Raw genomic sequence first — 25,861 nt, 5'->3', positions numbered from 1 at the left:
TTGCCTGACCCTTGTCACAATTGCGCGGATATAGGGGTCTACAATCGAAGCCTCTGCGATACATCTTTTACGCAAGGGAGGTCAGCAATGAAGATCCTGATAAAAGAAGTGGCGAAGTGTCAGTGGCAGGTACGTCTGGACCAGCATGTCGTGACCTTTCGCAGTGAAGCCGAAGCTTTGGCCTTCACGCGCACCCTCGAAGCGCGGCTCTGCGCGCCCCACCGGATCCCCGAACCCAGCCAGCAGCGTGCCGCTGGCTGAGTTTTCAAGCCTCTAGGCTTGGGCTTGGGCTTGCGCCAGCGCCCGGGCATTCTGCAGACGCCGGGTGAGCAGCGCGACGCTCACCACCAGCAAACCACACAGGCTGATGACCATGGCCATCGGCACGGCGCTGCCATCGTGCAACACACCCACCAATGCAGCTGCCCCGGCGGCGATGCTGAATTGCAGGCAACCGAGCATCGCCGAAGCGCTGCCGGCACGGGCGCCCTGACCGTTCATCGCGCAGGCCGAAGCGTTGGGAATGATGCAACCGAGGCTGGCGATGCAGATGAACAGCGGAATCAGCAGCGGCCACAGGGCATCAGGACGCATTGCGCTGACCGCCAGCAAGGTCAGTCCGGCGAGGAAGTACACCCACACGGCGCGCACCAGCAAAAACGCCGGGCCACGTTTGGCCAGCAGCCGCGCATTGACCTGCGCCACCAGAATGAAGCCTGCCGCGTTGGTGCCGAACAGCCAGCCGAAATGCTCGGCCGGTACGCCGTAGAGCTTGATGAACACAAATGGTGAGCCGGCGATGTAGGCGAACATCCCGGCGATGGCGATGCCACCGGTCAGGGCATGGCCGAGGTAGACCGAATCCTTGACCAGTCGCGCGTACTGGCGCAATGCGCCGGACAGCGGCTGGCGCGGCACGTGGGCCGGCATGCTTTCCGGCAGCCCCAACGCCACCGCCAGGCCCGCCGCCGCACTGAACCCGGTGAGCACCAGAAAGATCGACTGCCAACCCGTGGTGTTGACCAGCAGACCGCCAAGCATCGGCGCCAGAATCGGCGCCAGGCCCATCACCAGCATCAGTTGGGAAAAGACCTTCGCCGAGCCCACTGCGTCGCACTTGTCGGCAACCACCGCACGGGAAATCACCATGCCTGCGCAACCGCCCAATGCCTGGACGAAACGCGCGCCGATCAGCCATTCCAGACTCGGCGCGTAGGCGCAGGCCAATGACGCCAGGGTGAACAGGGCGACGCCGCTGAGCAGTGGAAGCCGCCGGCCGAAACGATCGGAAATCGGCCCGTACGCCAGTTGGCCGAGTGACAGGCCGAGGAAGTACGCCGCCAGCGTCAGCTGAACATGCTGCTCATCGGTGCCGAACGCCAGGGCCATCGCCGGAAACGCGGGTAAATAGAAGTCGATCGCCAAAGGACCGAAGGCGCTCAAGGCGCCGAGTATCAAAATGGTACGGAAATTCATCAGGCATCCAGGTGGGCAAGTCGCAGCCCGACAGTCTAGCCGTGCCCGGACGCCTTGAACATTCCGATAGCTCGCTAACGATCAATTTCAGACGAGCTTCACCTCATAACCTTCTTCGCGAATCGCTTCGATGACCTGATCGGTATTCAGCGCGCTTTCGACGCCGACTTCTTTGGCTGCCAAGTCGACCCGCACGCTGGCCGCCGGATCCATGGCCTGCACCGCTTGGGTGATAGCTTTGACGCAATGACCGCAGGACATGCCTTGAACGTTGAACACTTGCATGGGAAGACTCCTTTGAGTGAGGTTGCCGGCAGTTTCAAGCTTGCCACGATGGCAAGGTCAAGTTCTGCGGAAAACTGCCGGGCTGGCAATCGGCGCCGCGCTCGGCCAAGCTGCGTGCATCAATGACTGAAATTCAGGAGATTCAGCCATGCGCTGGTCATCTTTGAGCCTGTTTGGCTTGCTCAGCCTTTTCACCGCCGTCCCGCAGGTGCAAGCCGCCGGCGAGGATTACGCGGTACTGATCATTTCCCGCGAGCGCCTCGAAGTCGCGACCTCGTGCGAGATCGGCGTGTACATCCAGGACCAGCTCTCGGCGCGACTGTTTCAGGAGCAGAGCACTTCGTTCAACCTGCCGCCGGGCAAGGTTTCGCTGCGCTTGAAGCTGCTACCGGGGCAGGCACCGGGTTGCAATCCCGGCATGCTGGCGCCGGGTTCGCAGGAGGTCGTGCTGCATGCCGGGGATGTGCTGAAGTTCCGCCTGGCGATGAATGCTGAAGGCGTGTACCTGAAGCCGGCGGGCCTGGGTTACTGAGCCAATACCCGACCTGTGGGAGCGCGCCTGCTCGCGAAAGCGCCGGGTCAGTCAACATGATTGCTGAATGATGCACCGCATTCGCGAGCAGGCGCGCTCCCTCAAGAATGGTGCTTGACCTTGCCCGCATGGCAAGGTTGATCCTGTAGGCATCCACTACAGGGAGCGCGACCGATGTCCGAATCCATCACTTTCGATCTGCCGATTGCCGGCATGACCTGCGCCAGTTGCGCCGGGCGTGTCGAGCGGGCTCTGCGCAAAGTCAGCGGCGCCAGCGCCGTCAGCGTCAACCTCGCCACCGAGCAGGCTCGAGTGCAGGCGCCCGGCGACAGCCTGCCGGCGCTGATGCAAGCCGTGGAGCGCGCCGGTTACAGCGTGCCCCGGCAAACCCTTGAGCTAAGCATCGTCGGCATGACCTGCGCGTCCTGCGTCGGTCGCGTCGAGCGAGCCCTGAGCAAAGTCCCCGGCGTGAACAGTGTCAGCGTCAATCTGGCCAACGAACGTGCGCATATCGAACTGCTCGGTCAGGTCGATGCGCAGCCCCTGCTCGATGCGGTGAGCAGGGCCGGTTATTCGGCCAGCGTCTGGCGAGCCGAAGGGCCGCGATCCGACGACCAGCAAAAACGCCTGCACCGCGAGCGCTGGGCACTGATCTGTGCGATCGCCCTCGCGCTGCCGCTGGTGTTGCCGATGTTGCTGCAGCCGTTCGGCATTCACTGGATGCTTCCGGCCTGGGCGCAATTCGCCCTCGCCACACCCGTGCAATTCGTCTTCGGCGCACGCTTTTATGTCGCGGCGTGGAAAGCCGTGCGCGCCGGTGCCGGCAATATGGATCTGCTCGTCGCCCTCGGTACCAGCGCCGGTTATGGGCTGAGCGTGTATGAATGGGCGACGGCCGCCGGACGCATGCCGCATCTGTACTTCGAAGCCTCGGCCGTGGTCATCGCCCTGGTGCTGCTCGGCAAATACCTCGAGAGCCGCGCCAAACGCCAGACCGCCAGCGCCATTCGCGCTCTTGAAGCACTGCGGCCGGAGCGGGCGATTCAAGTGGTCGATGGCCGTGAGCAGGACGTTGCCATCAGCGCCCTGCGCCTCGACGATCTGGTGCTGGTCAAACCCGGCGAACGCTTCCCGGTGGATGGCGAAGTCGTCGACGGCCAGAGCCACGCCGACGAAGCGCTGATCAGCGGCGAAAGCCTGCCGGTGCCGAAACAGCCGGGCGACAAGGTCACCGGCGGCGCGATCAATGGCGAGGGTCGTTTGCTGGTGCGCACCCAGGCGCTCGGTGCGGAAACCGTGCTGGCGCGGATCATTCGTCTGGTCGAAGACGCACAAGCGGCGAAAGCGCCGATCCAGAAACTGGTGGACAAGGTCAGCCGGATTTTCGTGCCGACCGTGTTGCTGATCGCCCTGGCCACGGTGATCGGCTGGTGGCTGTATGGCGCCCCGCTGGAAACCGCATTGATCAATGCCGTCGCCGTGCTGGTGATCGCCTGCCCGTGCGCCCTCGGCCTTGCCACCCCGACGGCGATCATGGCCGGCACCGGCGTCGCCGCGCGCCACGGCATTCTGATCAAGGACGCCGAAGCGCTGGAGCGCGCCCATGAAGTCAGCACTGTGGTGTTCGACAAGACCGGCACGCTGACCTCGGGGACACCGCAGATCGCCCACTTCAATGCGATCGATGGAGACGAAAACAACCTGCTGAGACTGGCCGGCGCGTTGCAGCGCGGCAGCGAGCACCCCTTGGCCAAAGCGGTGCTGGATGCCGCCGCCGAACGCGGCTTGAACGTGCCCGATGTCAGCGACAGCCAGTCGCTGACCGGACGCGGCATTGCCGGCACGCTGGATGGCCGGCGCTTGGCGCTGGGTAATCGGCGGATGCTCGATGAAAGCGCTTTGAATGCCGGTGAATTGAGCGCATCCGCCGAGGCTTGGGAAAGTGAAGGCCGCACATTGTCGTGGTTGATCGAGCAAAGTCCTGAAACACGTGTCCTCGGTCTGTTCGCCTTCGGTGACACGCTGAAACCCGGCTCCCTGCAAGCGGTGCAACAACTCGCCGCCAGAGATATCCACAGCCATCTGCTGACCGGCGACAACCGTGGCAGCGCGCGCGTGGTGGCCGAAGCGCTGGGCATCCGCAATGTTCACGCCGAAGTGCTGCCGGCGGACAAGGCCGCGACCGTCGCCGAGCTGAAGAAAACCGGTGTGGTCGCCATGGTCGGCGACGGCATCAACGACGCCCCGGCGCTCGCCGCCGCAGACATCGGCATCGCCATGGGCGGCGGCACCGACGTCGCCATGCATGCGGCCGGCATCACCCTGATGCGCGGCGACCCGCGACTGGTGCCCGCGGCACTGGAGATCAGCCGCAAGACCTACGCGAAGATTCGTCAGAACCTGTTCTGGGCCTTTGTCTACAACCTGATCGGCATTCCGCTGGCGGTGTTCGGCTTCCTCAATCCGGTGCTGGCGGGTGCAGCGATGGCGCTGTCCAGCGTCAGTGTGGTGAGCAATGCGCTACTGTTGAAAACCTGGAAACCCAAGGACCTGGAGGAACACCGATGAACATCGGCCAAGCGGCCCGGCAGAGTGGCCTGAGTGCAAAAATGATTCGCTATTACGAGTCGATCGGCCTGCTCAAGGCGGCCAATCGCACCGACAGCGGTTACCGCGTATACGGCAGCGATGACCTGCACACGCTGGCGTTTATCAAGCGCTCGCGGGATCTGGGCTTTTCCCTGGAGGAGGTCGGCAAGCTGCTGACCCTCTGGCAGGATCGCCAGCGCGCGAGCGCCGATGTGAAGGCACTGGCGCGTCAGCACATCGACGAGTTGAACCAGAAGATCCGCGAGCTCGGCGAGTTGCGCGACACCCTGCAGGATCTGGTCGAGCACTGCAGCGGTGATCACCGCCCGGATTGCCCGATCCTCAAGGAACTGGCGTCGGGCTGCTGCGCGCAACCCGCTCGCGCCTGATCCGCAACAGCGTCACCACGCACAGGGTGCCGAGGGGAATGCCGTGGAACAGCATGACCACGGCCCCTGGCGTCCACCACGCATAGAACGGCGCGGCAACCAGCATGCCGATGCCGAAACCGGTCATCTGCAGCAAGGTCAGCACACTGAAAATCGGCAGGCGCAAAGCCGCAGGTTCCCGTTGCAGCCGTGACAGCAGGCTCACTTCGGAAACGCCATCGCCCAGTCCCGCCGGCAAGGCGAACAGCAGCAGTCCCAAGAGACTGTGTTGCTGGAACATCAGAATGAAGCCGCAGGACATCAGCGCCACGCCGCAGAAAAACCTGCGTTCGAGATGGCGATTCTCCGAGCCCTTCAGACGACTGGCGATGCGCGCGCCGAGCAGTTTGCCGCTGGCCCATACCGCAAGCGCCAGGCCCAACGTCGTGCTGGCCGCGTCCGGGGTGAGCAGTTTCGCAATGATCGGGAAGCCAACGTTATGCGCAGCACTGCCCAAGGTGTCGGCCATGGTCACCGCGAGCATCGCCGCGACCACCGGCGCCGAGCGCAAGCCCTGCCGAAGCGCAAACCATTCGCCGTGTTCCGGCTGTTCGCTGATATCTGCCTTCTCGAAATGCAGTGGCACGATCAGCAGCGCCGCGAGCACATAGGTCAGCGCATTGAGGGCGAAGACCGTTTCAAAACCGAAAGCGGCCACCAGCAACCCCGACACCAGACTGCCGCCGACCATGGCTGCTGAGGACGCCGAGGTGATCCAGGCGTTGGCCTTGAGCAGGTGCGCCGGGTCGATCAAGCGCGGCAACTGGCTGTTGAGGCCGATGGCGAACATTGAATTGCCCAGGCCAAGGCCGAAGGCGATGACTGGCAACAGCCATGCCTGCTGATTCGCCGGTGTGACCAACAGCAGCCCCAGCAGTGCAGCGCGCAACAGATCGAAAGCAATCAGCGGCGCGCGACCCTGCCAGCGCCGGTAGAAGCGTGTGCCAAGCAGACTGGCAAAAATCCCGCCACCGACGCGGCTGGCGAGGAAGATGCCGACACTCATGGCGCTGTTGCTCAGCAGATAAACGTAAGTGGCCAGCGCGACCATGTTGAGGAAGGCGCCGAAATCGGAGATCAGCCGGGCGCTGACGATCAGGTGGGTGTTGCGCGGGGTACTCACATACGGTCCTTGTAGGAGCTGCCGAAGGCTGCGATCTTTTGATCTTGTCCTTGAAGCAAAGGCAAAAGATCGCAGCCTTCGGCAGCTCCTACAAGGGCACGCTCGCGTTTGCGGAAAGTGCGCGGGCACAAAAAACCCGGCCGAAGCCGGGTTTCTCGTCAAGCGATCACTGCATCCACGGCGGTGGAGGCGGTTCTTCAGGTTTGCCTTTCGGTGCGTCGTCTGCCGCGCGAATGGCCTGCTTGCGTTCCTCGTCGAGGCGCGCCGCTTCGATCTCTCGCAGCACCCCGCCGACATCCGCCAGGTCTTCCGGATCGTCGAACTCGCCGGTCAGCACACTGTTCGGGTGCAAGGTGCCGGCTTCGTACAACGCCCACATTTCCTTGGCGTACTTGGTCTTCTTCAACTCCGGCGCGAAACGGCCGAAGTACGAAGCCATGTTGCCAACGTCGCGCTCAAGCATGCTGAAAGCATGGTTGTTGCCCGCAGCGTCGACTGCCTGAGGCAGGTCAATAATGACCGGACCGGTCGGGGTCAGCAGCACGTTGAACTCGGAGAGGTCACCGTGCACCAGACCGGTACACAACATCAGCACGATCTGCGAAATCAGGAAGGCGTGATACTCGCGCGCCTGATCCGGCTCCAGCACCACGTCGTTCAGCCGCGGCGCAGCATCGCCGAATTCATCCGCCACCAACTCCATCAACAGCACGCCGTCGAGGAAGTCATAGGGCTTCGGCACCCGCACACCCGCACCGGCCAGACGGAACAGCGCCGCCACTTCGGCGTTCTGCCAGGCGTCTTCGGTCTCTTTGCGACCGAACTTGGACCCCTTCGCCATGGCCCGCGCCTGGCGACTGTTGCGTACCTTGCGGCCTTCCTGATACTCGGCCGCCTGGCGGAAACTGCGTTTATTCGCCTCCTTGTAGACCTTGGCGCAACGCAACTGATTGCCGCAGCGCACTACATAAACAGCTGCCTCTTTGCCACTCATCAGTGGGCGCAGCACTTCGTCGACCAGACCGTCCTCGATCAGGGGTTCAATGCGTTTTGGAGTCTTCATCAGCTTTTATTGTGGGTCCTTTATTACCAAACACGCGAATGTCACTCGTTATACGGCAATCCTCGTCCGACGGGGAGGGGTTGCCGACCTGTGAACCTTGAGGATGCACACACTGTGCCGGATCAATCGCAGCGACCCGGGCGAATCATAGCCGAGACCGTGGCATTGATTGGTATCGGCCGGCAAGGGCATTTGCGACAGAATCTGACATGAATGGTGTGACCTGATGGCCCTCACCCCAGCCCTCTCCCAGAGGGAGAGGGGGCCGACCGAGATGTCTCCCGTAATACATCGACCTGAGAGACCGCAGCGATTATGGCTTTAATCGCAACTTTGGATTCGGTGAAGGACGCTCAGGTCGGCGTCGATTTCAAACATCCCCCAATCAGTCCCCTCTCCCTTTGGGAGAGCGTTAGGGTGAGGGGCTTTTTCAGCGTTCGATAATCGCAGTGACACCCTGCCCGCCCGCCGCGCAGATCGAGATCAACCCCCGCCCCTTGCCGGCCGCATCCAGCAGCTTGGCCAGGTTCGCCACAATCCGCCCGCCGGTCGCGGCAAACGGATGCCCCGCCGCCAAGGAGCTGCCTTTGACGTTAAGCCGACTGCGATCAATCGCACCCAACGGCGCGTCGAGTCCCAGGCGGGTTTTGCAATATTCGGGATCTTCCCAGGCCTTGAGCGTGCACAACACCTGCGCGGCGAACGCTTCGTGAATCTCGTAGTAATCGAAATCCTGCAAGGTCAGGCCGTTGCGCGCCAGCAAGCGTGGCACGGCATACACCGGCGCCATCAGCAGGCCCTCGGCACCGTTGACGAAATCCACAGCCGCCGCTTCGCCGTCGCGCAGATAAGCAAGGATCGGCAAGCCGCGCTCGTTGGCCCATTCTTCACTGCCGAGCAACACCACCGAAGCACCATCGGTGAGCGGCGTGGAGTTGCCCGCAGTCAGCGTGCCCTTGGCGCTTTTCTCGAACGCCGGCTTCAGCGTGGCGAGTTTTTCCAGGGTCAGGTCAGGACGCAGGTTGTTGTCGCGGGTCAGGCCAAGAAACGGTGTCATCAGATCGTTATGCCAGCCTTCGCTGTAGGAAGCGGCGAGTTTGTGATGACTTTCGAAGGCGAGTTGATCCTGTTCTTCGCGGGGAATATTCCACGTCTGCGCCATCAATTCACAGTGCTCGCCCATCGACAGGCCAGTGCGCGGCTCGCCGTTGCGCGGGAATTCGGGGATCAGATGCCGGGGGCGCAATTGCAGCAGGGTTTTCAGTTTGTCAGCGGTGCTCTTCGCGCGGTTGGCCTGCAGAAGAATCCTGCGCAGGCCTTCGCTGACACTGATCGGCGCGTCGGAGGTGGTGTCGACGCCGCCGGCAATGCCGCAATCGATCTGGCCGAGGGCGATCTTGTTGGCCACCAGCAGCGCCGCTTCCAGACCCGTGCCGCAGGCTTGCTGAATGTCATAGGCTGGCGTCGCTGGAGACAGGCGCGAACCGAGCACGCACTCGCGGGTCAGGTTCATATCCCGTGACAATTTAAGCACCGCGCCCGTTACCACCTCGCCGATGCGCTGGCCGTGCAGGTTGTAGCGCTCGATCAGGCCTTCCAGCGCGGCGGTGAGCATCGCCTGATTGCTGGCCGTGGCATACGGCCCGTTGGAGCGGGCGAAGGGGATGCGGTTACCGCCGATGATCGCGACGCGGCGCAGCTGGGTCATAAAAGCTCCTGTCAGACTTGCGAATTCACATAGATCCTTTGTAGGAGTGAGCCTGCTCGCGATAGCGGTGTATCAGGCTAATGACACGTTTCTGACCCACCGCTATCGCGAGCAGGCTCACTCCTACAAGGGGCCGGTGTTGTTTCTGGATTTGTGTCTGGCTACAAAACCACCGCGGCCAAACTACTCTGCTAAACCAGCGTAGGCCTTAATGCGCCGATCGAACGATTGATTGCCGTGGACAGTCCACACTTTGAACCCCAACTTCTGGAGAGCGTTCCATGTCTGACCGCTATATCGACTTCGCCAACTCATCCTTCGGCCATCGCCTGGTCGGGGCCTTGGGCCTGCCGTCGCCGGTGCGGCTGGAACGCTGGCAAGCGGGGCGTCTGCGGCCGATCGAGGGTGCGCTGTTGATCGGTGGCGGGCCACTGGCCGAACGGATCAGTGTGTTTGCCAATCGCCTGACCGATGCAATCTACAGCTACGGCACCGAGGCCGCGCTGGCCACCGCGTGGATTCCCGGCCACGGGCCGAAGCTCAAAGCGGTGGTGTTCGACGCCAGCGATTTGCAGCACACCGACCAGCTCAAGCAACTGCGCGAATTCTTCCAGCCATTGATGAAGAACCTTGACCATAGCGCGCATCTGGTGATCCTTGGTCGCGCGTCGGAAACCCTCCGTGATCCGTTCGCCTCCAGCGCGCAGCGCGCACTCGAAGGCTTCTCGCGCTCGCTGGCCAAAGAGCTGCGCGGCGGTGGCACCTTGCAGCTGATCTACGTCGGCGAGGGTGCCGAAGATCAACTGGAAGGTCCGCTGCGATTCTTCCTCTCGCCGAAAAGTGCGTTCGTTTCCGGCCAAGTGATTCGTCTGACCGCGTGCGCCACGCCGGTGACCGACTGGACCCGACCGCTGGCGGGGCGCAAGACGTTGGTCACGGGTGCTGCACGCGGGATCGGCGCGTCGATTGCCGAAACCCTCGCCCGCGATGGCGCCGAGGTGATTCTCCTCGATGTACCTCCGGCCAAGACCGACCTCGAAGCTCTCGCCGCCCGCCTCGGCGGCCGCGCGATCACCCTGGATATCTGCGCCGATGATGCCGCCACCCAATTGATCGAACACCTGCCCGACGGGCTCGACATCCTCGTGCACAACGCCGGCATCACCCGCGACAAGACCCTGGCCAACATGACCCCGGAATTCTGGGACGCGGTGCTGGCCGTCAACCTCAATGCGCCGCAAGTGCTGACCAAGGCCCTGCTCGACAGCGGCACCCTGCGCGACAACGCACGGGTGGTCCTGCTCGCCTCGATCAGCGGCATCGCCGGCAATCGCGGGCAGACCAACTACGCAGCAAGCAAGGCTGGCCTGATCGGTCTGGCCCAGGCCTGGGCGCCGACACTGCTGGAACGCGGGATCAGCATCAACGCCGTCGCCCCCGGTTTTATCGAGACGCAAATGACTGCGCACATTCCGTTCGGCCTGCGCGAGGCCGGGCGGCGCATGAGTTCACTGGGCCAGGGCGGCTTGCCGCAAGACGTCGCCGAGGCTGTGGCGTGGCTGGCGCAACCGGGCACGGGCGCGTTCACCGGCCAAGCGCTGCGGGTGTGTGGCCAAAGTGTGCTGGGGGCTTGAGCATGAGCATCGAATGGCAAACGCTGGACCGCGAACCGAATCTGCCGGGGCTTTATTCGCGCGCGGCGACACGGCGCAAAATCACCGGCACGCAACTGCCCGACAGCGGTCTGCGCTGCTGGGTTGATATCGACGGCATGCGGCTGGCGGCTTATCGCAAGGTCTGCGGTTTCGTCGATGATGGCCTGCTGCCGCCGACCTATCCACATATCCTCGCCTTCGCCTTGCAGATGCAATTGCTCACGGCAAAGGACTTTCCGTTCCCGCTGCTCGGGCTGATTCACCTGAGCAACCGCATTCGCGTGTTGCGCCCGATGGGGGCTATCAGTCGCGCGCAAGTCAGCGTGCGCGTGCACAACCTGCAACCGCATGCCAAAGGCGCGACATTCGATCTGCTCACCACCCTGGACGATCAGCTCGGGCCGCTGTGGGAAGCCGAGAGCCGGATGCTCTGTCGCGGCGTGAAACTCGAGGGCGAGGCGCAGGCACATGACTGGGAGCCGTCGCAGGATTTGCTCGAGGTGACACGCTGGACGGCGCCCGCCGATATTGGTCGCCAGTATGCGAAAGTCTCCGGCGACTACAACCCGATTCACCTGAGTGCAGCGAGCGCCAAGCTGTTCGGTTTTCCCACGGCGATCGCGCATGGTTTGTGGAATAAGGCACGCACGCTGGCGGCGCTCTCTGATCACCTGCCCAAAGCCAACCTGGAAATCGCCGTGCACTTTCGCAAACCGGTGCGCCTGCCCAGTGAAGTGACGTTGCTGGCGAGCGCAGCAGGTTCCAGCGGCGAATTGCGCCTGGTCGGTGCCGGCGACCTGGAACATATGGTCGGCCAATGGCAACCGATCGCCTGATCTGACGGGGCGGAAAAACCCGTTAATTGTGTATATATCACTTAAGTTTTTCCGCGCCCTGCCCGGCGCTGTGCAAAAAACCGAGCCTTGAATTTCAAGGCTTTTTTTTGCGCGTTTATCACCTGCGTATTAGTCCTTCGGCATTGCGCCGGGCCTTGTATATAAAGGGGTTAATACCAACTTGAGAATGGTGCAAAACCTGCGATCGACTGAGATTACCAGCACGGACGAGGCATCGCCGACGACAGATCAGCGGGCCATCGAAGGCAACGTAACGTTGTGACAGGTGCAGGAATCTCAATCATGAAAACTCAAGTGATGTGGTCCAAATCGGCAATCGCGCTGGCACTGATTCTTTCTGTAGGACTCGTCGGCTGCAGCAGCGGCGGTGGCGGTCATCGCAGCAGTTCGGGCGGCTCGGGCAGCTCGACTGCAGATGGTACGGCGGGTACCGATGGCAGCGGCGGCGCAGGTGGTGGAACCGGCGGCGATGCTGCTGGCACAGGCGGGACCGGCGGCACTGGCGACGGAACAGCGGGCACGGGTGGTACCGGTGGCACTGGCGGAACCGGCGGCGGTACCGATCCAACCAATCCGACCAACCCGACAGACCCCACCGATCCCACCACCCCGACCAATCCGGCCGCGCCTTCGCTGGTGACCACCACTCTGGTGCAGGATGTCGGCAAAACCGTCAGCGGTGTCGGCGATGGTGTGGGCCAGGTGGGTGATGCCTTGAGCAACGTTCCGCTGGCCGGCGGCATTGTGCAGAGCGTCGCCAATACCGCTGGCAATGTGGTCAGCACCTTGGGCGATGGCGTGAGCAATGGCATCGGCAAACTGGCCACCGATCCGAAGGGCTTGACCACCACCGTGGCCTCGGTTGGCGGTGTGGTCTCGGATGTCGGTGATGGCGTATCTGATCTCAGCGCCAAACTGAACACAGCGACCAGCCGCGTTCCCGTGGTCGGTGGCGTCGTGACCAAAGTAGTGCCGCTGGTCGATGGCGTAGGTGAAAAAGTCACCATGCTCGGCGACACCCTCAACACCACCCTCAGCAACGGCCCGACCAGCCAGTTGACCAACAAGGTCGGCAGCGGCCTGGTGCCGGTGATCGCCATGGTCGAAAGCACAACCGATAAACTTGGCGATGCCACCGGCCTGGGTGATCCGCTCAAAGGCGTGATCTCGAAGGTGGGCGGCACGGTGAACAGCCTTGGCGGCAAAGTCACCGATGCAGGCAACGGCAGTGCCCTGACCAACACCCTCGGCGGCGCCTTGAGCAACGCCGGCACGGCGGTCGGCAAAGCGGGCGGTCTGGTGTCCAACGGCACTGGCTCAGGTACTGGTGGCGTCGGTGGTGGTCTGGGCGGCACCGGCCTGCTGCAAACCGTCGGTGGCGCAGTGGTCAATGTTGGCACCGGTCTGAATGCCGGCAGCACCAGCGGCGTGGTCAGTGCCGGTGGCGTTACCGCGAGTGGCCTGGGCAACGCAGTTGCTTCGCTCAACACCGTACTCGGTGGCTCGGGCACACCGATCACCGCTCCCACTTCGCCGCTGGCAAGCGTTGGCGCCGCAGTGGGAGCAGGTCTCAACCCTGTGACCAGCGCGGTCACCACTGTCACTCAACAGGTCGGCGCAGCCACCGGTCTCGGCACTCCGGTTGCCGGTATCACCGGGCAGGTGGGCGCAGCGGTGGGCGGCCTCGGCGGTGCGATCGCCGCGACCAACACCCCGGTGACCACGGCAGTCGGTGGGCTGGTTACCAATGTCGGCGGCACCGTGGCGGCCGTCGGTGGGCTGGTCAACAACGGCACTGCCACTGGCGGTACAACTGGCGGTCTGGGCGGGGTGCTCGGCGGGCTGACCGGCGCGCTTGGGGGCAACAAACGCTAAATTGCACCTGGCCGATTCGACGGCCTTACCTACAGCGCCTACGCTTGGTTGAGGGCGGAAGATTCCCACGAGTCTTCCGCCTTTTTTCTAAGGAAAAACCTGCCCTGTGCTGTGTTCTGACCATGGAGTGTCCTATGCGCGTACTGGCATCCCTGCTGTGCCTGAGCCTCAGTTCCGCTGCCCTCGCCGACACCTTGCCCAGTTTTCTCAACAGCAACGAAACCACGCGCAACCTGCCCGTCCCCAACCTTCCTGCCGACGCCTATCGCCCGAGCGCGGCGCCGCTGCAAGTGCCGGATCCCGGCGCGACCGCCGCACAACCACTGCTGATGGAAACCAGGATCAACCTGAAGACCGTGCAGATCGAAGGCGGCACGATTTATCCACTCAACGAACTGGCCGAAGTCTACAAACCATTGATCGGCCGTGAGGCCAGCCTTGCCGAACTGATTGAAGCGACGCGCAACATCACCCGTCGCTACCAGCAGGACGGCTACCTGTTGTCCTACGCGTTTCTGCCGCGACAGGACTTCGATGAGGGCGTGGCGCGGGTGGTGCTGGTTGAAGGCTACGTGCGCGATATCCAGATGCAGGGCGACATCGGCCGGGTCAAAGGCCTGCTCGACAGACTCGCCGCGAAAATCCAGGCCGAACGCCCGCTGACGCGCAAGACGTTCGAGCGCTACACCACGCTGATGAGCCGCATTCCCGGCGTAACGATTCAAGCGCAAGTGCCGCCACCGGGCACCACCGATGGCGCCACCACCCTGGTCGCCCAGGCCAGCCGCAAACCGTTCACCAGCACCCTGAGCACCACCGAAGACAACCGCAACGGCCCGCAGGCGTTGCTCGGCGTCAGCAGCAACTCGCAGACGTCGATGGGCGAACAGTTGAGCCTCAGCGGCCTGTTCCCACCGGGCGATGACAAAGAGCATTACTACCGTCTCGACTACAGCCAGTTCCTCGACGCCGAAGGCACGCAACTCAACCTCTCGGCTTCGCGTTACCGCGCCGACCCGGACACCGAAGTGCTGGTCGGCGGCGGTGGGCGCCTGAGTACCCACCGCGAGAATGATCGCTACTCGATCGGCTTCAGCATGCCCCTGATCGCCTCCGCCAACGAACTGCTGACCGCCGGCTCGCGCCTCTACGCAGTCGACGACAAGACGCGCTACGACGGCGTCAACTTCCCCTTCAGCACCGAGCTGCGCACCGACGTCCGCGCCCTCGCCTTCGAAGGCGACTGGCGCAAGGCCGACGCCCGCCAACTGCGCATCCTCAGCGCCGGCGTCTACCAGGGTTTCGACAGCCTCGGTGCAAACACCAACTACGACGACATCGATCTGGATTTCTTCCGCGTGAGACTGTCCGGCGTGCAGAGCGACAAGTTTCTCGACAACTGGCAAGGCGTGCTCTCGGCAGCGCTGTACTGGAGCGACGACACCCTGCCCGACAGCGAGCGCGCGGTGTTCGGCGGACAGAATTTCGGCCGTGGCTACCCCGACGACCAGGCCTCGGGCGACAAGGGCTGGGGCGTGGCCTACGAGGTCAACTACAGCTTCAACCGCGACGGCAACTGGGTGCGCATCCTGCAACCCTACGTAGTACTCGACCGCTCGCGCAGCTGGTTCAACCAACTACCGGTGCAGGCCAACAACCTGTCATCCACCGCCGTCGGGCTGAGATTTGGCGATGCCAGGTACTACAACATCGCCCTGGAAGTGGCGAAGGCCATGTCCGATGAAGCGCTGGACACGTTCAATCGCAAGCCGCGGTACAGCATCAGTTTCAGTTATCAGTTGTGAGGGGCGAGCGGTGTGTCAGTCAGGATTTTTTCAGCTGACACACCGCTTTCGCGAGCAGGCTCGCTCCTACAGTTTTGATCGTGGGTGTTCAGTGAGAGACAGGTCGGCTGGCCGAGAGCCTTCGCGAGCAGGCTCGCTCCCACAGTTTTGACCGTGGGCGTTCAGTGAGAAACAGGTCGGCTGGCAGGCCGCCTTCGCTGGCAAGCCAGTTCCCACAGTTTGACCGTGGGCGTTCAGTGAGAAACAGGTCGGCTGTCAGGCCGCCTTCGCGAGCAGGCTCACTCCTACAGTTTTGATCGTGGGTATTCAGTGAGAAACAGGTCGGCTGTCAGGCCGCCATCGCGAGCAGGCTCACTCCTACAGTTTTGATCGTGGGTGTTCAGTGAGAAACAGGTCGGCTGGCAGGCCGCCTTTCGCGAGCAGGCTCACTCCTACAAAAGCCAAAACAAAGCAGCGCAGCTGCCCGCGGCGAAGCCGCACCACTCAACAATGAGCGCAAGCTCGAGTGCTTTTGATCTTGATCCACCGGCGACGTCGGAAGGCTGAGTGGAGGGATTGATCCGGGCGTGGGAGCGCAGCGACCGTCTGGCGCAGCCAGACACAGCGGAAGGAGGTGCAGCGAAGCAAACCGGAGCCGCTGCGCCCGGATCAGTCCCGGAGCGAAGGAACCCGAGCCTGCGAGGGCCGAACGTAGGAGCAAGCCTTTTGGGTTACCTTTTTGGCGTTTGAAAAAGGTGACCCGCCGTAAGGGCGGAACCGTAATCAGCAACACCCGCAGCAACGGATATTCACCCAACCCCCCAAACAACACGGTCGGCCCAAAGGCCGCCGAGTTCACCCAGCCCCAACCCGAGCCTTGGGAAACAGATTATCGAGAGTCTCCAACAACCGAACGTGATAAATCGGCTTGCGAAACAGATCCAGCACCTGCAACCGCAACATATCGCTGACATCCTCCATGTCCGCATGCCCCGACATCACAATCACCGGCAAATGCTCCCGCGACGTATGCTCACGCAGCCGCCTGATCAACGACATGCCCGACTCTTCCGGCATGCGCAGATCAGTAATCACCAAGGCAATATCCGGATGCCGGGTCAACAGATGCAACGCCAGCCTCACCGACGTCGCGGTATGACAGGTAAACCCCTCGCCCTCCAGCAACTCCGCCAACTCCAGCAACGCGTCCTCTTCATCGTCAACCAGAAGCAACTGTTGGCGGGACGGCGAAGGCGCGTTCATAGGCAATACCTGAATGCTGAAAGGTAAATCCAGTGTAGTGCGATATCAGCCAGGTGCAGTGTTCAAAAGCCTCAAGGTGTTGGCCGAGTAACCGCCGTACCGTCGAGCGACGTCAGAACATTGTTGAAAATCGCCAGCACCCTGTCTCCAAGCGGGCTAACGAATGCAACCACCACCACCGCAACCATCGCCACCACGATTGCATACTCAATCGCCGAAGCACCCTCTTCGCTGCTGGCAAACGCCCGAGCCTTGGCCATCAGATAATCGAAAGTCATACGAAACATAGCTCCACTCCTTCGCGCCCCTGGCGCCCACATCACGACCGCGGCATGGTTCCACCGTGCCACTTGAGCATTGTCAACAAACCCCCGCCCAACAACTGTAAGAACGCATTAATCACAAAGCATTAATCCCAACGTGTCGCCGCCGTTTCCCACTGTCAATTGGCCAAAACTCATACTTTGGTAGGTTATTTGCCTGTCACTAATGGCGCTTTTGCTTGGATCAGCTAGCTTGGAAATAGCGAAATAGTTGCATGTTCATAGCTGCCAGATCAGTACGCCTCTCAAGAGCAATTGCAGTTGGCTTGTGCAGCAGGAAAAGGAGAGCCGTCATGAACAGTCGCGTCACCATGGGCCTTGCCGCGTTGTTGTTGCTCGGCGCGGTTGTTGTCGGTTACTGGGGGCTGGTGCTCAGTCGTCAGCCGGCCCCGGTCGCGGAGGCGCCCGTCGTACCCGCGGTCAGCGTTGGACAGACTGTCGCGATTGCCGAAGACCAGACCCGCCAACCAGTGGTGGTGCTGCTCCACGATGTACCGCCGTTCACACCGTTGACCGCCGCCGATGTGGCCGTGGAAAAACTGCGCAGTGCACCGGCCGGCAGTCTGACCAGCATTGAACAAGCCGTGGGCCGCACACCTTGGCGGCACCTCAGCGCTGGCACCTGGCTCAACGACGAAAGCTTTCAGGCCGGTGGCGCGCTGGCGCGGATGATTCGCCGCGACGAACGCGCACTGACCGTGGCCGTCGACGAAGTGATCGGTGGCGCCGGGCAATTGCTGCCGGGAGATTACGTCGATGTGCTGCTGTACTTGCGCGAAGACGCGAGCAATCTGCAGCAGTCGGCGCAGATCGCCGTTCCGGCCTTGCGCGTGCTCGGGATCGGCGAACAGTACGGCCTGACCAACGACGGCCAACCGGCATCGCCCAGCCTCAGCGCCGAAGAAAAAATCAAACAGGACCAGCGCCGCATCGCCGCGCGCACCGTGGTGCTGGCGGTGCCGGAACAATTGCTCAGCCGTCTGATGCTCGCGACCCAGGTCGGCACGTTGCGTCTCGCGGTGCGCAGCAGCGAAGAACAACGGTTGGCCAGATATTGGGCCGGCGAAACGCAATCGCCCGCGCATCTGGATCGCGCCAACAGCCAGCTTTTCCAGTTCACTCAACTCGCTTTGGGCAACGCCCAACGAGCGCCCTCAGCCGCCAGTGTCGGCGCGGCCCCCAGGCCCGCGGTGGAGATCATTCGCGGCAACCAGATCAGCCAACAAACCCCATGACTGCGCAAGGATTCACGTGCATGCAGAGTCGACTCAGACCGACATTGAAACCGGCGCTCCGGGCCTTGCTGTTGTTGGGATTGTCGATGGACACCGCTCTCGCGGCGGTCGGCAATTGTTCGGCACTGCCGCGTCTGCCTTCGGTGATCGAGATCGGTGAAGGCTTCCAGCAGGACATGCAGTCTCCGGTGGCGATCACCCGCCTGGCGGTCGGCGACCCGAAAATTGCCGACGTGCATGCCAACGGCGGTTCGTCCTTTTTGCTCACTGGCGTCGGTCCCGGCGCGACCAGCCTGATGGTCTGGACGGCGTGTTCCGCGCAGCCGCAACAAGCCATGGTTTTCGTCCAGGGCGCGGCGACCACGGCGCTGACCAGCAGCGTGCCGTCCGACGATCCGACCCTGCCGTCGCAGGTGCAGACCGACATTCGTTTCGTCGAAGTCAGCCGCACCAAACTCAAGGAAGCCACCGCCTCGCTGATCGGCACCCGCGGCAATTTCCTGTTCGGCTCGCCCGGCACACTGCCGCCGATTGACGGCGTGCCGCAGCCGCGCCTGCCGGTGGATAACTCGCTGTTCAATTTTTCCTGGGTCGGCGGCAAGACCATGGCGATCATCAACGCCCTGGAAACCAGCGGGTTCGCCTACACCCTGGCACGGCCAAGCCTGGTGGCGCTAAACGGGCAGAGCGCGAGTTTCCTTGCCGGTGGCGAAATCCCGATCCCGGTGCCCAGTTCCGGCAGTGACAGCGTGTCGATCGAGTACAAGGAATTCGGCATCCGCCTGACCCTGACGCCGACCATCATCGGCCGCGACCGCATCGCCTTGAAGGTCGCACCGGAAGTCAGCGAACTGGATTTTGCCAACGCGGTAAACATCGCCGGCACCACCGTTCCGGCGCTGACCATCCGCCGCACTGACACCAGCGTGTCGCTGGGCGATGGCGAAAGTTTTGTCATCAGCGGTTTGATCAGCACTACCAACAGTTCACAGGTGAACAAGTTTCCGGGCCTTGGCGACATCCCCATATTGGGCGCATTTTTCAAGGGTTCGCAGATCAAACGCGAAGAGCGCGAATTGCTGATGATCGTCACCCCGCATCTGGTCCAGCCATTGGCGGCGGACGCGCGACTGCCGTCGTTGCCGGGGGAGAAACTGCGCAACTACGACCCGAATTTCTACCGCATGTTTTTCCTTGAGAACGGTAACTTCGACAAGCGCAGCGGGTTGTCGCAATGAACCAGAACCTCAGTCAGACCTTCCTCGCCATCACCCGCAACAGCACCGATCTGGAATGGCTGCAAAGCGCCCTCGCCCCGCTCGGCCAAGTGGTCAGCGCCGGTGCCGGCAGCCTCGATGAACTGCTCGCACTGGTCGATGTAACGTTCGCCAATCTGGTTTTCGTCGGCCTCGATCGCGAGCATGTCGTGGCGCAAAGTGCGCTGATCGAAGGTGCGCTGGAGGCCAAGCCAATGCTGGCGATCGTTGCCCTCGGCGACGGCATGGACAATCAGCTCGTACTCAATGCGATGCGCGCCGGTGCGCGGGATTTTGTCGCCTATGGCTCACGCTCCAGCGAAGTCGCCGGACTGGTACGGCGCCTGAGCAAACGCCTGCCGGCCGTCGCGCCCAACACCCAGCTCGGCGGGCTAACGGTGATGTACGGCGTGCAGAGCAGTTCCGACGGTGCCTTGCTCGCCAATCACATGGCCATGGTGGTTCAGAAGAGCGGCCAGCAAACCCTGTTGCTCGACCTCGGCCTGCCCCGTGGCGACAGCCTCGCGTTGTTGGGCCTGGAAAGCTCGTTTCACTTCGGCGATGCCCTGCGCCACCTGCGCCGTCTCGACGCCACGCTGATCGACAGTGCCTTCACCAGCGCCGACCACGGCCTGCGCATTCTTGCCTACGCCAACACCGACGAGCCGCTGGAAACCACCAGTGCCGCCGAGCTGTACATGCTGCTCAGCGCCCTGCGTCAGCACTTCCAGCACATCGTCGTCAACCTCACCGGGCAGGCCGACAGTGAAGCGTTGCGTACCTTCGTCAGCCATTGCGACAAACTGCTCTGGTACACCGACCAGAACGTCCTCAACTGCCGACGCAACCTCGCCGTGCTCAACCAGTGGCGCGAGAAAGGCATGAAACTCGAGCACGGGCGCTTGCTGATCGATCGCTACCTGAACAACGTCGCGCCGGATTCCGAGACCCTGGGCAAGACCTTCAATCTGGAAGTGATCGCCGTGTTGGCCTTCAGTCCCGATGTGCGTCTGAACGCGAAAAACCAGGGCGTGAGTCTGTTCGAACTGGCGCCACGGGAGAAACTCACCCAGAGCCTGCGCGCCCTCGGCGAACGTCTGGCCAAGCGTTCCGAGGGCCTGAACAAGCCGAAAGTCACTTGGTTCGACCGTCTGCGAGGCAGCTCATGAGCGCAGAAAAACTCTTTGGCGCGACGCCGCGCGGAGCGATCGGCAACAGCGATCACGAAGGCCTGAAACTGGTCCTGCACCGCTACATCATCGACGCCATCGAGGAGTCGGGGCAAAACCTGCTGGAAGGTTCGCGCCAGCAACTGGCGCAGTTCGTCACCGACAAGGTCGCCGAATACATCGCCCGTTTGCATCTGGCAATCTCGCGCTACGAGATGGAGCGTCTCGGCGAAGAAATCGTCGACGAACTCACCGGTTTCGGCCCACTGGAAGTCCTGCTGCGCGACCCGTCGGTGACGGAGATTCTGGTCAACGGCCCGCACCGGGTGTTCATCGAGCGCGACGGCGTACTGCATCAGAGCGATCTGCGTTTTATCGATGCGCATCACGTCGAGCGGGTCATGCAGCGCATCCTTGCGCCACTCGGCCGACGCCTCGACGAGTCCTCGCCGATGGTCGATGCGCGCCTGCCCGATGGCAGCCGGGTCAACGCGATCATCCCGCCGATCGCCCTCGACGGCCCGTGCCTGTCGATCCGCAAGTTTCGCAAGGACATGCTCAAGAGCACCGATCTGATGGCGATGCAGACCATCGATCTGGCGATTTTCGAATTCCTGCAGAACGCCGTGGGCAAGCGCTGCAACATCCTGATCAGTGGCGGCACCGGCACCGGCAAGACCACGCTGTTGAACATCCTCAGCCAACTGATCAACCCCCACGAACGGCTGGTGACCATCGAAGACGTCGCCGAACTGCAACTCGGCCACCCGCACGTGGTGCGCCTGGAAACCCGCCCGCCCAATGCCGAGGGCCACGGCGAGGTCAAGGCCAGCGACCTGATTCGCAACGCCCTGCGCATGCGTCCCGACCGGATCATTCTCGGCGAGATCCGGGGCGTCGAAGTGGTCGACGTGCTCACCGCGATGAACACCGGCCACGACGGTTCGATGAGCACCGTGCACGCCAACAATGCCCAGGATGCGCTGCTGCGGCTGGAGACTTTGGTCGGGCTGACCGGGCGCTCGATTGCCGAACGCACCCTGCGTCAGATGATCTGCGCCGCCCTCGACGTGATCATTCAGCTGACACGCATGCCCGATGGTCGACGCTGCGTCAGTGAAGTGGTGGAAGTGGTCGGCATTCGCGAGGACGTCTACGTCACCAACACCCTGTTCCGCCTCGACCGCCGCACCGGTTTCGGCTTTGTGCGCGAAGCGGTCAACCCGGCCGGCGACAAGCTGCGCCACGACGCTCACCCGGGCTGACGGCGAGGAGCACGCAGATGCTGGCACCGATCATTCTTATCGTCATTTGCCTGATGCTGCTCGGGCTGTCGATTTATCTGTTCCTGCAAGGCCTGCGCAAAACCGCGACAGAAAAAGTCCTCAACCGGCTCGCCGCCGGGCAACCGCAAAAGGCCGTGGAACAGACGAAATGGGTGGGATTGGAACGCATGTTTCTGCGTGCCGGACTGGGTCAGCCGAGCGAGCGTTTCGGCCTGTGGCTGAGCCTGTGGGCGGCGGTCGTGGCTTTGGGATTTCTGCTCGCCAGCTGGGTCGGACTGGTGCTGATGCTGATCGCGCCGCCCGTGGCGTTGCGGCTGTACATCGCCATTCGCTACCGACGCCGAATCCGCCGGATGATCGAACAACTGCCGCAATTGCTTGACCATACGGTGCGCAGCCTGAAGTCAGGGCGCACCCTCAGCGATGCAGTGCTGGGCGGTATCGAAGCCAGCGAGGATCCGCTGAAAACCGCCATGGGCCGAGTGCAGCGTAACGTGCAACTGGGGGTGAATCTGCCTGATGCAGTCAGCGATTTTGCCGAACTCTACGAGCAGGACGAACTGCGCATGTTCGCCCTCGGCCTGAAGGTCAATCACCGCTACGGCGGCAATGCCAGTGAGCTGCTGGAGAACCTGATCAAACTGATCCGCGAGCGCGACCAGGGCGCGCGGCAGTTGCGCGCCCTGACCGGGGAAACGCGCATGACCGCTTGGGTGCTCGGTTTGCTGCCGTTGATTCTGGTGAGCTACTTCATGCTGACCAACCCCGGCTACGTGCTTGGCATGTGGCACGACGAAAGCGGCCAGACCATGTTGCTCACTGCCGCCGCGTTGCAGGTGCTGGGCAGTCTGGCGCTGTGGCGCATGTTGCGGAGCGTTTGAGATGGTCTGGCTCGCGGCGTTGTTGTTGCTGCTCGGTTCGCTGTTATTGGTGGGCAATCACCTGCTCACCGAGCGCCGCCGCGTGCGTCAGGTGCATCAGCGCTTGCAGGGCCAGTTGGTGCGGGAGAACCGTTTCGGCCACTGGCTGCGTGCGCTGGGCAACAGCCGCTTCGGCCGGCGCTCGGTGAGCATCGACAGCGAAACCCAGACCCTGCTCGGCCGCCTCGGCTGGCGCCGTGCCAATGAACGCGCCCTTTTCGCCGCCTGCCAGATCGGTACACCCCTGCTCGCTCTGGGGCTGGCGATCTTTCTGCAGGAAGTGTTTTTCCCGCAGACCAGCCACCGCTGGATGGCGCCGATGTTCGCTGCTGGCGGCGGCTATCTGCTGCCCAAACGCCTGCTCGCCTACGCCGCCGCCCGCCGGCAGAAAACCATCGCCGTGGAAGTCTCCACATTCATTCCACTGCTGCGCATCCTCTTCGAATCCGGCATGGCGGTGGAACAAGCCCTGCGCGTGCTCAGCATCGAAGCGCAAAAACTGCTGCCGGAACTGACCAGCGAACTGCGCCTGATCCTCAACCGCGTCGACTCCGGTCTGGAGCTGGGTCAGGAGCTGAACAAGACCGCGGTGATGCTCGCGGTGGACGAATTCACCGACACCTGCGTGATCCTCCAGCAACTGATCCACCAGGGCGGCGGCGCGATGAAATCGCTGCTGGCGCTCAAGCAATTACTGGATGACCGACGCCTGACCCGGCTGCAGGAATACATCTCGAAAATGTCGGCGAAGATGTCGGTGGTGATGATGCTGTTTTTGTTTCCGGCCCTGCTGATCGTACTGGCCGGCCCGGGCTTCACCGCCATTGCCCGCGCCTTCGCAAACTGACCTTGGCTCATGGAGAGCGTTTGATGAAAGTACTGATAGTCATGGCAAGCCTGTTGCTGCTCAGCGGTTGCGCCACGGACGGCCAGGCGCCGTGGACCTCGCTGCTGTCGCCGTCCAGCTGCAGCAAACTCACGTCGGAGCAGGAACTGTCGCTGAACCTCGCCGATGATCTGGCCAGCGACGGCAAGCTCCACGCCAGCCTGGCCAACCTGCAAAGCCTGCCGGACAACCTCAGCGAAGTGCGCCTGCGCAAAGCCAAAGTCTATCGCCTGCTCGGTCGCAGCGAGGCCGAGCCGCTCTACCGCAGCCTGCTCGGCGGCTGCCTCACCGCCCAGGCCGAACACGGCCTCGGCCAGGTCTACGCCGCCCGTGGCGACAATGGCCAGGCCCAGGCCCACCTGCAACGCGCCGCACGCCTGGCACCCACCGACGAGAAAATCCGCAACGACCTCGGCGTGGTCTACCTCAACCAACTGCGCCTCAACGAAGCGAAATTCGAATTCCTCACCGCCATCGAACTGAGCCAGAACAATCAACTGGCGACGCTGAACATGGTCACCCTGCTCCTCTACCAGAACGACTGGCCACAAGCCGCCGAAATCGTCAGCCGCTCGAAACTGACCCCGGAGCAATTTTCCGAAGCGCAGCAACGGGCGGAAAAACTCAAAGCGCCAACTCACGCCAAAGCCACACCCGGCGACCGCGTCGCCGCCTTCATCGACCCGCTACCGCCGACGCTCAAGTAAGGAGACAGCCATGAACATCCGCAAAGGCCTGTGCTACCTGACCCTGCTCACCCTGCCCCTCAGCGCGCACGCCATCGATGCAGGCCCCGCTTCAGCGCAGCAGCAGGAAACTGAAGGTTGGCTGGTCCTGCAAAGCCGCAACAAAGCTGCCTCACCCAAACCCCAAAGCGCCACCGCCACCGAACGCGAACTGGCGATGCAGCGCTGGCTGAAGAAATACCAGTACGAGATTCCGGATTTTTACGATCCGGATGCGGGCGGGAAGATCGAGAGCAAGAATTAGTTTGGTGGTGACCTTGAGGGCCCCTTCGCGAGCAGGCTCGCTCCCACAGTCGACCGTGTGCTTTCTGTGGGAGCGAGCCTGCTCGCGAAGAACGATAACGCGGTTTCAGGTCTGCGGATCAACCCGATCCAGCGCTCGATTCACGGCCAGCTCGGCCAGCATGACAATCTGCTGAATCGCCAACGCCGTGGAGCGCTGAAAACCACTCAACTCACCAGCGAAATTGCTCGCCATCGCACTGGCCGACGCCAGCGACTCACAGGCATGCGCCAACAGACTTTCGGTATCGACATTGGGCACCACCATGAACAGCGTGCTGGGCGGGTGTGGTTTTGCGGGTTCGGGACAGAGGTAGAAATCGAGCGCGCGTTTTATCGCTTCGCGGTTTTTCACAAGATCGTCGGCGCGCAGGGCGTCTTCGAGTGGCGTGGTGGGGGATGGGGGTGGGTCTGGGATCAGTTTGTCCATTGAAACGGCTCTCCAAAATCTGCGGTGCGACCCAATGCCATTCTCACGGGGCAAAAGGTGGCAACTGTATGCGGGGTGAGAATACCGGTTATGGACACCCGGCCAGACCGAAGTCTGCCCGCACACAGCCGCCATGACGCATTGCAGACAGCGGACAAGCTGGCGGCGATTATGCGTGCACAGATACTGGATGACCATAAGTAGCAGGGTTCTCACACCCGATCGCCGAAGGTTCGACGACAGCCAGAGACTAGTGACCCGACGTCCGACGGACAACCTGAAAACCTTGTGGGAAGGTTCTGGTTATCTCGCGTCAGATTTAAACGACTTCAAGTTATCGGCGGACCCACTGGCCTCATTGCGAGCAGGCTCGCTCCCACAGAACAGCAAAAGCAAAGCAAAAGCAAAATCAAAAGATCGCAGCCTTCGGCAGCTCCTACAGTTAGATCGCGTAAGACTCAAAAACAGGTCGGCTGTCAGGCCGCCTTCGCGAGCAGGCTCACTCCTACAGAACAGCAACAGCAAAATCAAAAGATCGCAGCCTTCGGCAGCTCCTACAGTTGGATCACGTACCAATTAAGAACAGGTCGGCTGTCAGGCCGCCTTCGCGAGCAGGCTCGCTCCCACAGAAAGCAAAAGCAGCGCAGCTGCCCGCGGCGAAGCCGCACCACTCAACAATGAGCGCAAGCT

24 protein-coding genes are annotated in these 25,861 nt (G+C 62.4%); 16 read left to right on the top strand and 8 right to left on the bottom strand.

Annotation, left to right across the window (positions count from 1 at the left end; translation table 11 throughout):
• The first annotated feature begins 87 nt into the window (after window positions 1–87).
• On the top strand, window positions 88–261 hold the full coding sequence (locus QRN33_RS14875) for a hypothetical protein (protein ID WP_285409190.1): 174 nt from the start codon (window positions 88–90) through the stop codon (window positions 259–261).
• 12 nt (window positions 262–273) lie between these two features.
• Here the strand turns inward: QRN33_RS14875 and QRN33_RS14870 are convergent, their stop codons facing one another.
• Window positions 274–1,476 carry a multidrug effflux MFS transporter gene (locus QRN33_RS14870; protein ID WP_065615561.1) on the bottom strand — a complete coding sequence of 401 codons (1,203 nt, stop codon included), beginning with the start codon at window positions 1,474–1,476 and terminating at the stop codon, window positions 274–276.
• Between the two features lie 87 nt (window positions 1,477–1,563).
• Window positions 1,564–1,761, bottom strand: a complete 198-nt coding sequence (locus QRN33_RS14865) for a cation transporter (RefSeq protein WP_285409187.1) — start codon at window positions 1,759–1,761, stop codon at window positions 1,564–1,566.
• Window positions 1,762–1,909: 148 nt separating this feature from the next.
• Here QRN33_RS14865 and QRN33_RS14860 point away from each other — a divergent pair, with 148 nt between their 5' ends.
• From QRN33_RS14860 to cueR, 3 genes are all read left to right on the top strand, one after another.
• Window positions 1,910–2,293 (top strand): hypothetical protein, encoded by a 384-nt coding sequence (locus QRN33_RS14860; RefSeq protein WP_042609763.1) that lies wholly within the window; start codon window positions 1,910–1,912, stop codon window positions 2,291–2,293.
• Window positions 2,294–2,467: 174 nt separating this feature from the next.
• The gene (gene cueA / locus QRN33_RS14855; RefSeq protein ID WP_285409185.1) at window positions 2,468–4,861 is read left to right on the top strand and encodes a copper resistance metal-translocating P1-type ATPase CueA; all 2,394 of its coding nucleotides are present in this window, start codon (window positions 2,468–2,470) and stop codon (window positions 4,859–4,861) included.
• A complete protein-coding gene (cueR, locus tag QRN33_RS14850) occupies window positions 4,858–5,271 on the top strand; it encodes a Cu(I)-responsive transcriptional regulator (RefSeq protein ID WP_016771827.1) in 414 nt (137 codons plus the stop codon). Before cueA ends, cueR begins: the two co-directional genes overlap by 4 nt.
• On the opposite strand, the gene QRN33_RS14845 is transcribed toward cueR, so the two are convergent.
• The 3 genes from QRN33_RS14845 to QRN33_RS14835 all read right to left on the bottom strand — a co-directional run bounded on the left by QRN33_RS14845 (window position 5,225) and on the right by QRN33_RS14835 (window position 9,204).
• Entirely contained in the window at window positions 5,225–6,433 is a 1,209-nt protein-coding gene (locus QRN33_RS14845; RefSeq protein WP_285409181.1) for an MFS transporter, read from the bottom strand. The two genes, cueR and QRN33_RS14845, sit on opposite strands and share 47 nt — an antisense overlap.
• A gap of 166 nt (window positions 6,434–6,599) precedes the next feature.
• Entirely contained in the window at window positions 6,600–7,496 is an 897-nt protein-coding gene (locus QRN33_RS14840) for a PA4780 family RIO1-like protein kinase (RefSeq protein WP_016771829.1), read from the bottom strand.
• A gap of 430 nt (window positions 7,497–7,926) precedes the next feature.
• Window positions 7,927–9,204: an acetyl-CoA C-acetyltransferase gene (locus tag QRN33_RS14835; protein ID WP_285409178.1), complete on the bottom strand. Its 1,278-nt coding sequence runs from the start codon at window positions 9,202–9,204 to the stop codon at window positions 7,927–7,929.
• Window positions 9,205–9,485: 281 nt separating this feature from the next.
• Here QRN33_RS14835 and QRN33_RS14830 point away from each other — a divergent pair, with 281 nt between their 5' ends.
• From QRN33_RS14830 to QRN33_RS14815, 4 genes are all read left to right on the top strand, one after another.
• Window positions 9,486–10,838 (top strand): 3-oxoacyl-ACP reductase, encoded by a 1,353-nt coding sequence (locus QRN33_RS14830; RefSeq protein WP_285409176.1) that lies wholly within the window; start codon window positions 9,486–9,488, stop codon window positions 10,836–10,838.
• 2 nt (window positions 10,839–10,840) lie between these two features.
• The gene (locus QRN33_RS14825) at window positions 10,841–11,695 is read left to right on the top strand and encodes a MaoC family dehydratase (RefSeq protein WP_285409175.1); all 855 of its coding nucleotides are present in this window, start codon (window positions 10,841–10,843) and stop codon (window positions 11,693–11,695) included.
• A gap of 303 nt (window positions 11,696–11,998) precedes the next feature.
• Window positions 11,999–13,591, top strand: a complete 1,593-nt coding sequence (locus tag QRN33_RS14820; RefSeq protein ID WP_285409173.1) for a collagen-like triple helix repeat-containing protein — start codon at window positions 11,999–12,001, stop codon at window positions 13,589–13,591.
• Between the two features lie 134 nt (window positions 13,592–13,725).
• Window positions 13,726–15,396, top strand: a complete 1,671-nt coding sequence (locus tag QRN33_RS14815) for a ShlB/FhaC/HecB family hemolysin secretion/activation protein (protein WP_285409171.1) — start codon at window positions 13,726–13,728, stop codon at window positions 15,394–15,396.
• Window positions 15,397–16,230: 834 nt separating this feature from the next.
• On the opposite strand, the gene QRN33_RS14810 is transcribed toward QRN33_RS14815, so the two are convergent.
• Together QRN33_RS14810 and QRN33_RS14805 are read right to left on the bottom strand one after the other, a co-directional pair.
• A complete protein-coding gene (locus QRN33_RS14810; RefSeq protein ID WP_285409169.1) occupies window positions 16,231–16,638 on the bottom strand; it encodes a response regulator in 408 nt (135 codons plus the stop codon).
• 71 nt (window positions 16,639–16,709) lie between these two features.
• Window positions 16,710–16,916: a Flp family type IVb pilin gene (locus QRN33_RS14805; protein WP_042609780.1), complete on the bottom strand. Its 207-nt coding sequence runs from the start codon at window positions 16,914–16,916 to the stop codon at window positions 16,710–16,712.
• Window positions 16,917–17,254: 338 nt separating this feature from the next.
• Between QRN33_RS14805 and cpaB the strand changes: the two genes are divergently transcribed.
• Genes cpaB through QRN33_RS14765 form a run of 8 tightly spaced genes read left to right on the top strand, consistent with a single transcriptional unit; the run spans window position 17,255 to window position 24,703 of the window.
• Window positions 17,255–18,196, top strand: coding sequence for a Flp pilus assembly protein CpaB (gene cpaB / locus QRN33_RS14800; protein ID WP_285409167.1), 942 nt, complete (start codon window positions 17,255–17,257; stop codon window positions 18,194–18,196).
• 20 nt (window positions 18,197–18,216) lie between these two features.
• Window positions 18,217–19,434, top strand: coding sequence for a type II and III secretion system protein family protein (locus tag QRN33_RS14795; protein ID WP_123419954.1), 1,218 nt, complete (start codon window positions 18,217–18,219; stop codon window positions 19,432–19,434).
• The gene (locus QRN33_RS14790; protein WP_083354129.1) at window positions 19,431–20,621 is read left to right on the top strand and encodes a CpaE/TadZ family protein; all 1,191 of its coding nucleotides are present in this window, start codon (window positions 19,431–19,433) and stop codon (window positions 20,619–20,621) included. Before QRN33_RS14795 ends, QRN33_RS14790 begins: the two co-directional genes overlap by 4 nt.
• Complete coding sequence (locus QRN33_RS14785; RefSeq protein ID WP_042609751.1) at window positions 20,618–21,886, top strand: TadA family conjugal transfer-associated ATPase; 1,269 nt, start codon at window positions 20,618–20,620, stop codon at window positions 21,884–21,886. The genes QRN33_RS14790 and QRN33_RS14785 overlap by 4 nt, the downstream gene beginning before the upstream one ends.
• 17 nt (window positions 21,887–21,903) lie before the next feature.
• Window positions 21,904–22,788, top strand: a complete 885-nt coding sequence (locus QRN33_RS14780) for a type II secretion system F family protein (protein WP_285409165.1) — start codon at window positions 21,904–21,906, stop codon at window positions 22,786–22,788.
• 1 nt (window position 22,789) lies between these two features.
• Window positions 22,790–23,674: a type II secretion system F family protein gene (locus tag QRN33_RS14775; protein WP_227973614.1), complete on the top strand. Its 885-nt coding sequence runs from the start codon at window positions 22,790–22,792 to the stop codon at window positions 23,672–23,674.
• A gap of 23 nt (window positions 23,675–23,697) precedes the next feature.
• The gene (locus tag QRN33_RS14770) at window positions 23,698–24,420 is read left to right on the top strand and encodes a tetratricopeptide repeat protein (RefSeq protein WP_064362957.1); all 723 of its coding nucleotides are present in this window, start codon (window positions 23,698–23,700) and stop codon (window positions 24,418–24,420) included.
• Between the two features lie 10 nt (window positions 24,421–24,430).
• Window positions 24,431–24,703 (top strand): DUF3613 domain-containing protein, encoded by a 273-nt coding sequence (locus QRN33_RS14765; RefSeq protein WP_083354125.1) that lies wholly within the window; start codon window positions 24,431–24,433, stop codon window positions 24,701–24,703.
• Window positions 24,704–24,808: 105 nt separating this feature from the next.
• Here QRN33_RS14765 and QRN33_RS14760 read toward each other — a convergent pair whose 3' ends face one another.
• On the bottom strand, window positions 24,809–25,171 hold the full coding sequence (locus QRN33_RS14760) for a DUF6124 family protein (RefSeq protein ID WP_064362961.1): 363 nt from the start codon (window positions 25,169–25,171) through the stop codon (window positions 24,809–24,811).
• Window positions 25,172–25,861 lie beyond the last annotated feature (690 nt).

The sequence above is a fragment of the Pseudomonas sp. FR229a genome (genome assembly GCF_030209115.1).
Classification (GTDB): Bacteria; Pseudomonadota; Gammaproteobacteria; order Pseudomonadales; family Pseudomonadaceae; genus Aquipseudomonas; species Aquipseudomonas moraviensis_A.
This window is presented reverse-complemented; position numbering and strand designations above follow the sequence as displayed.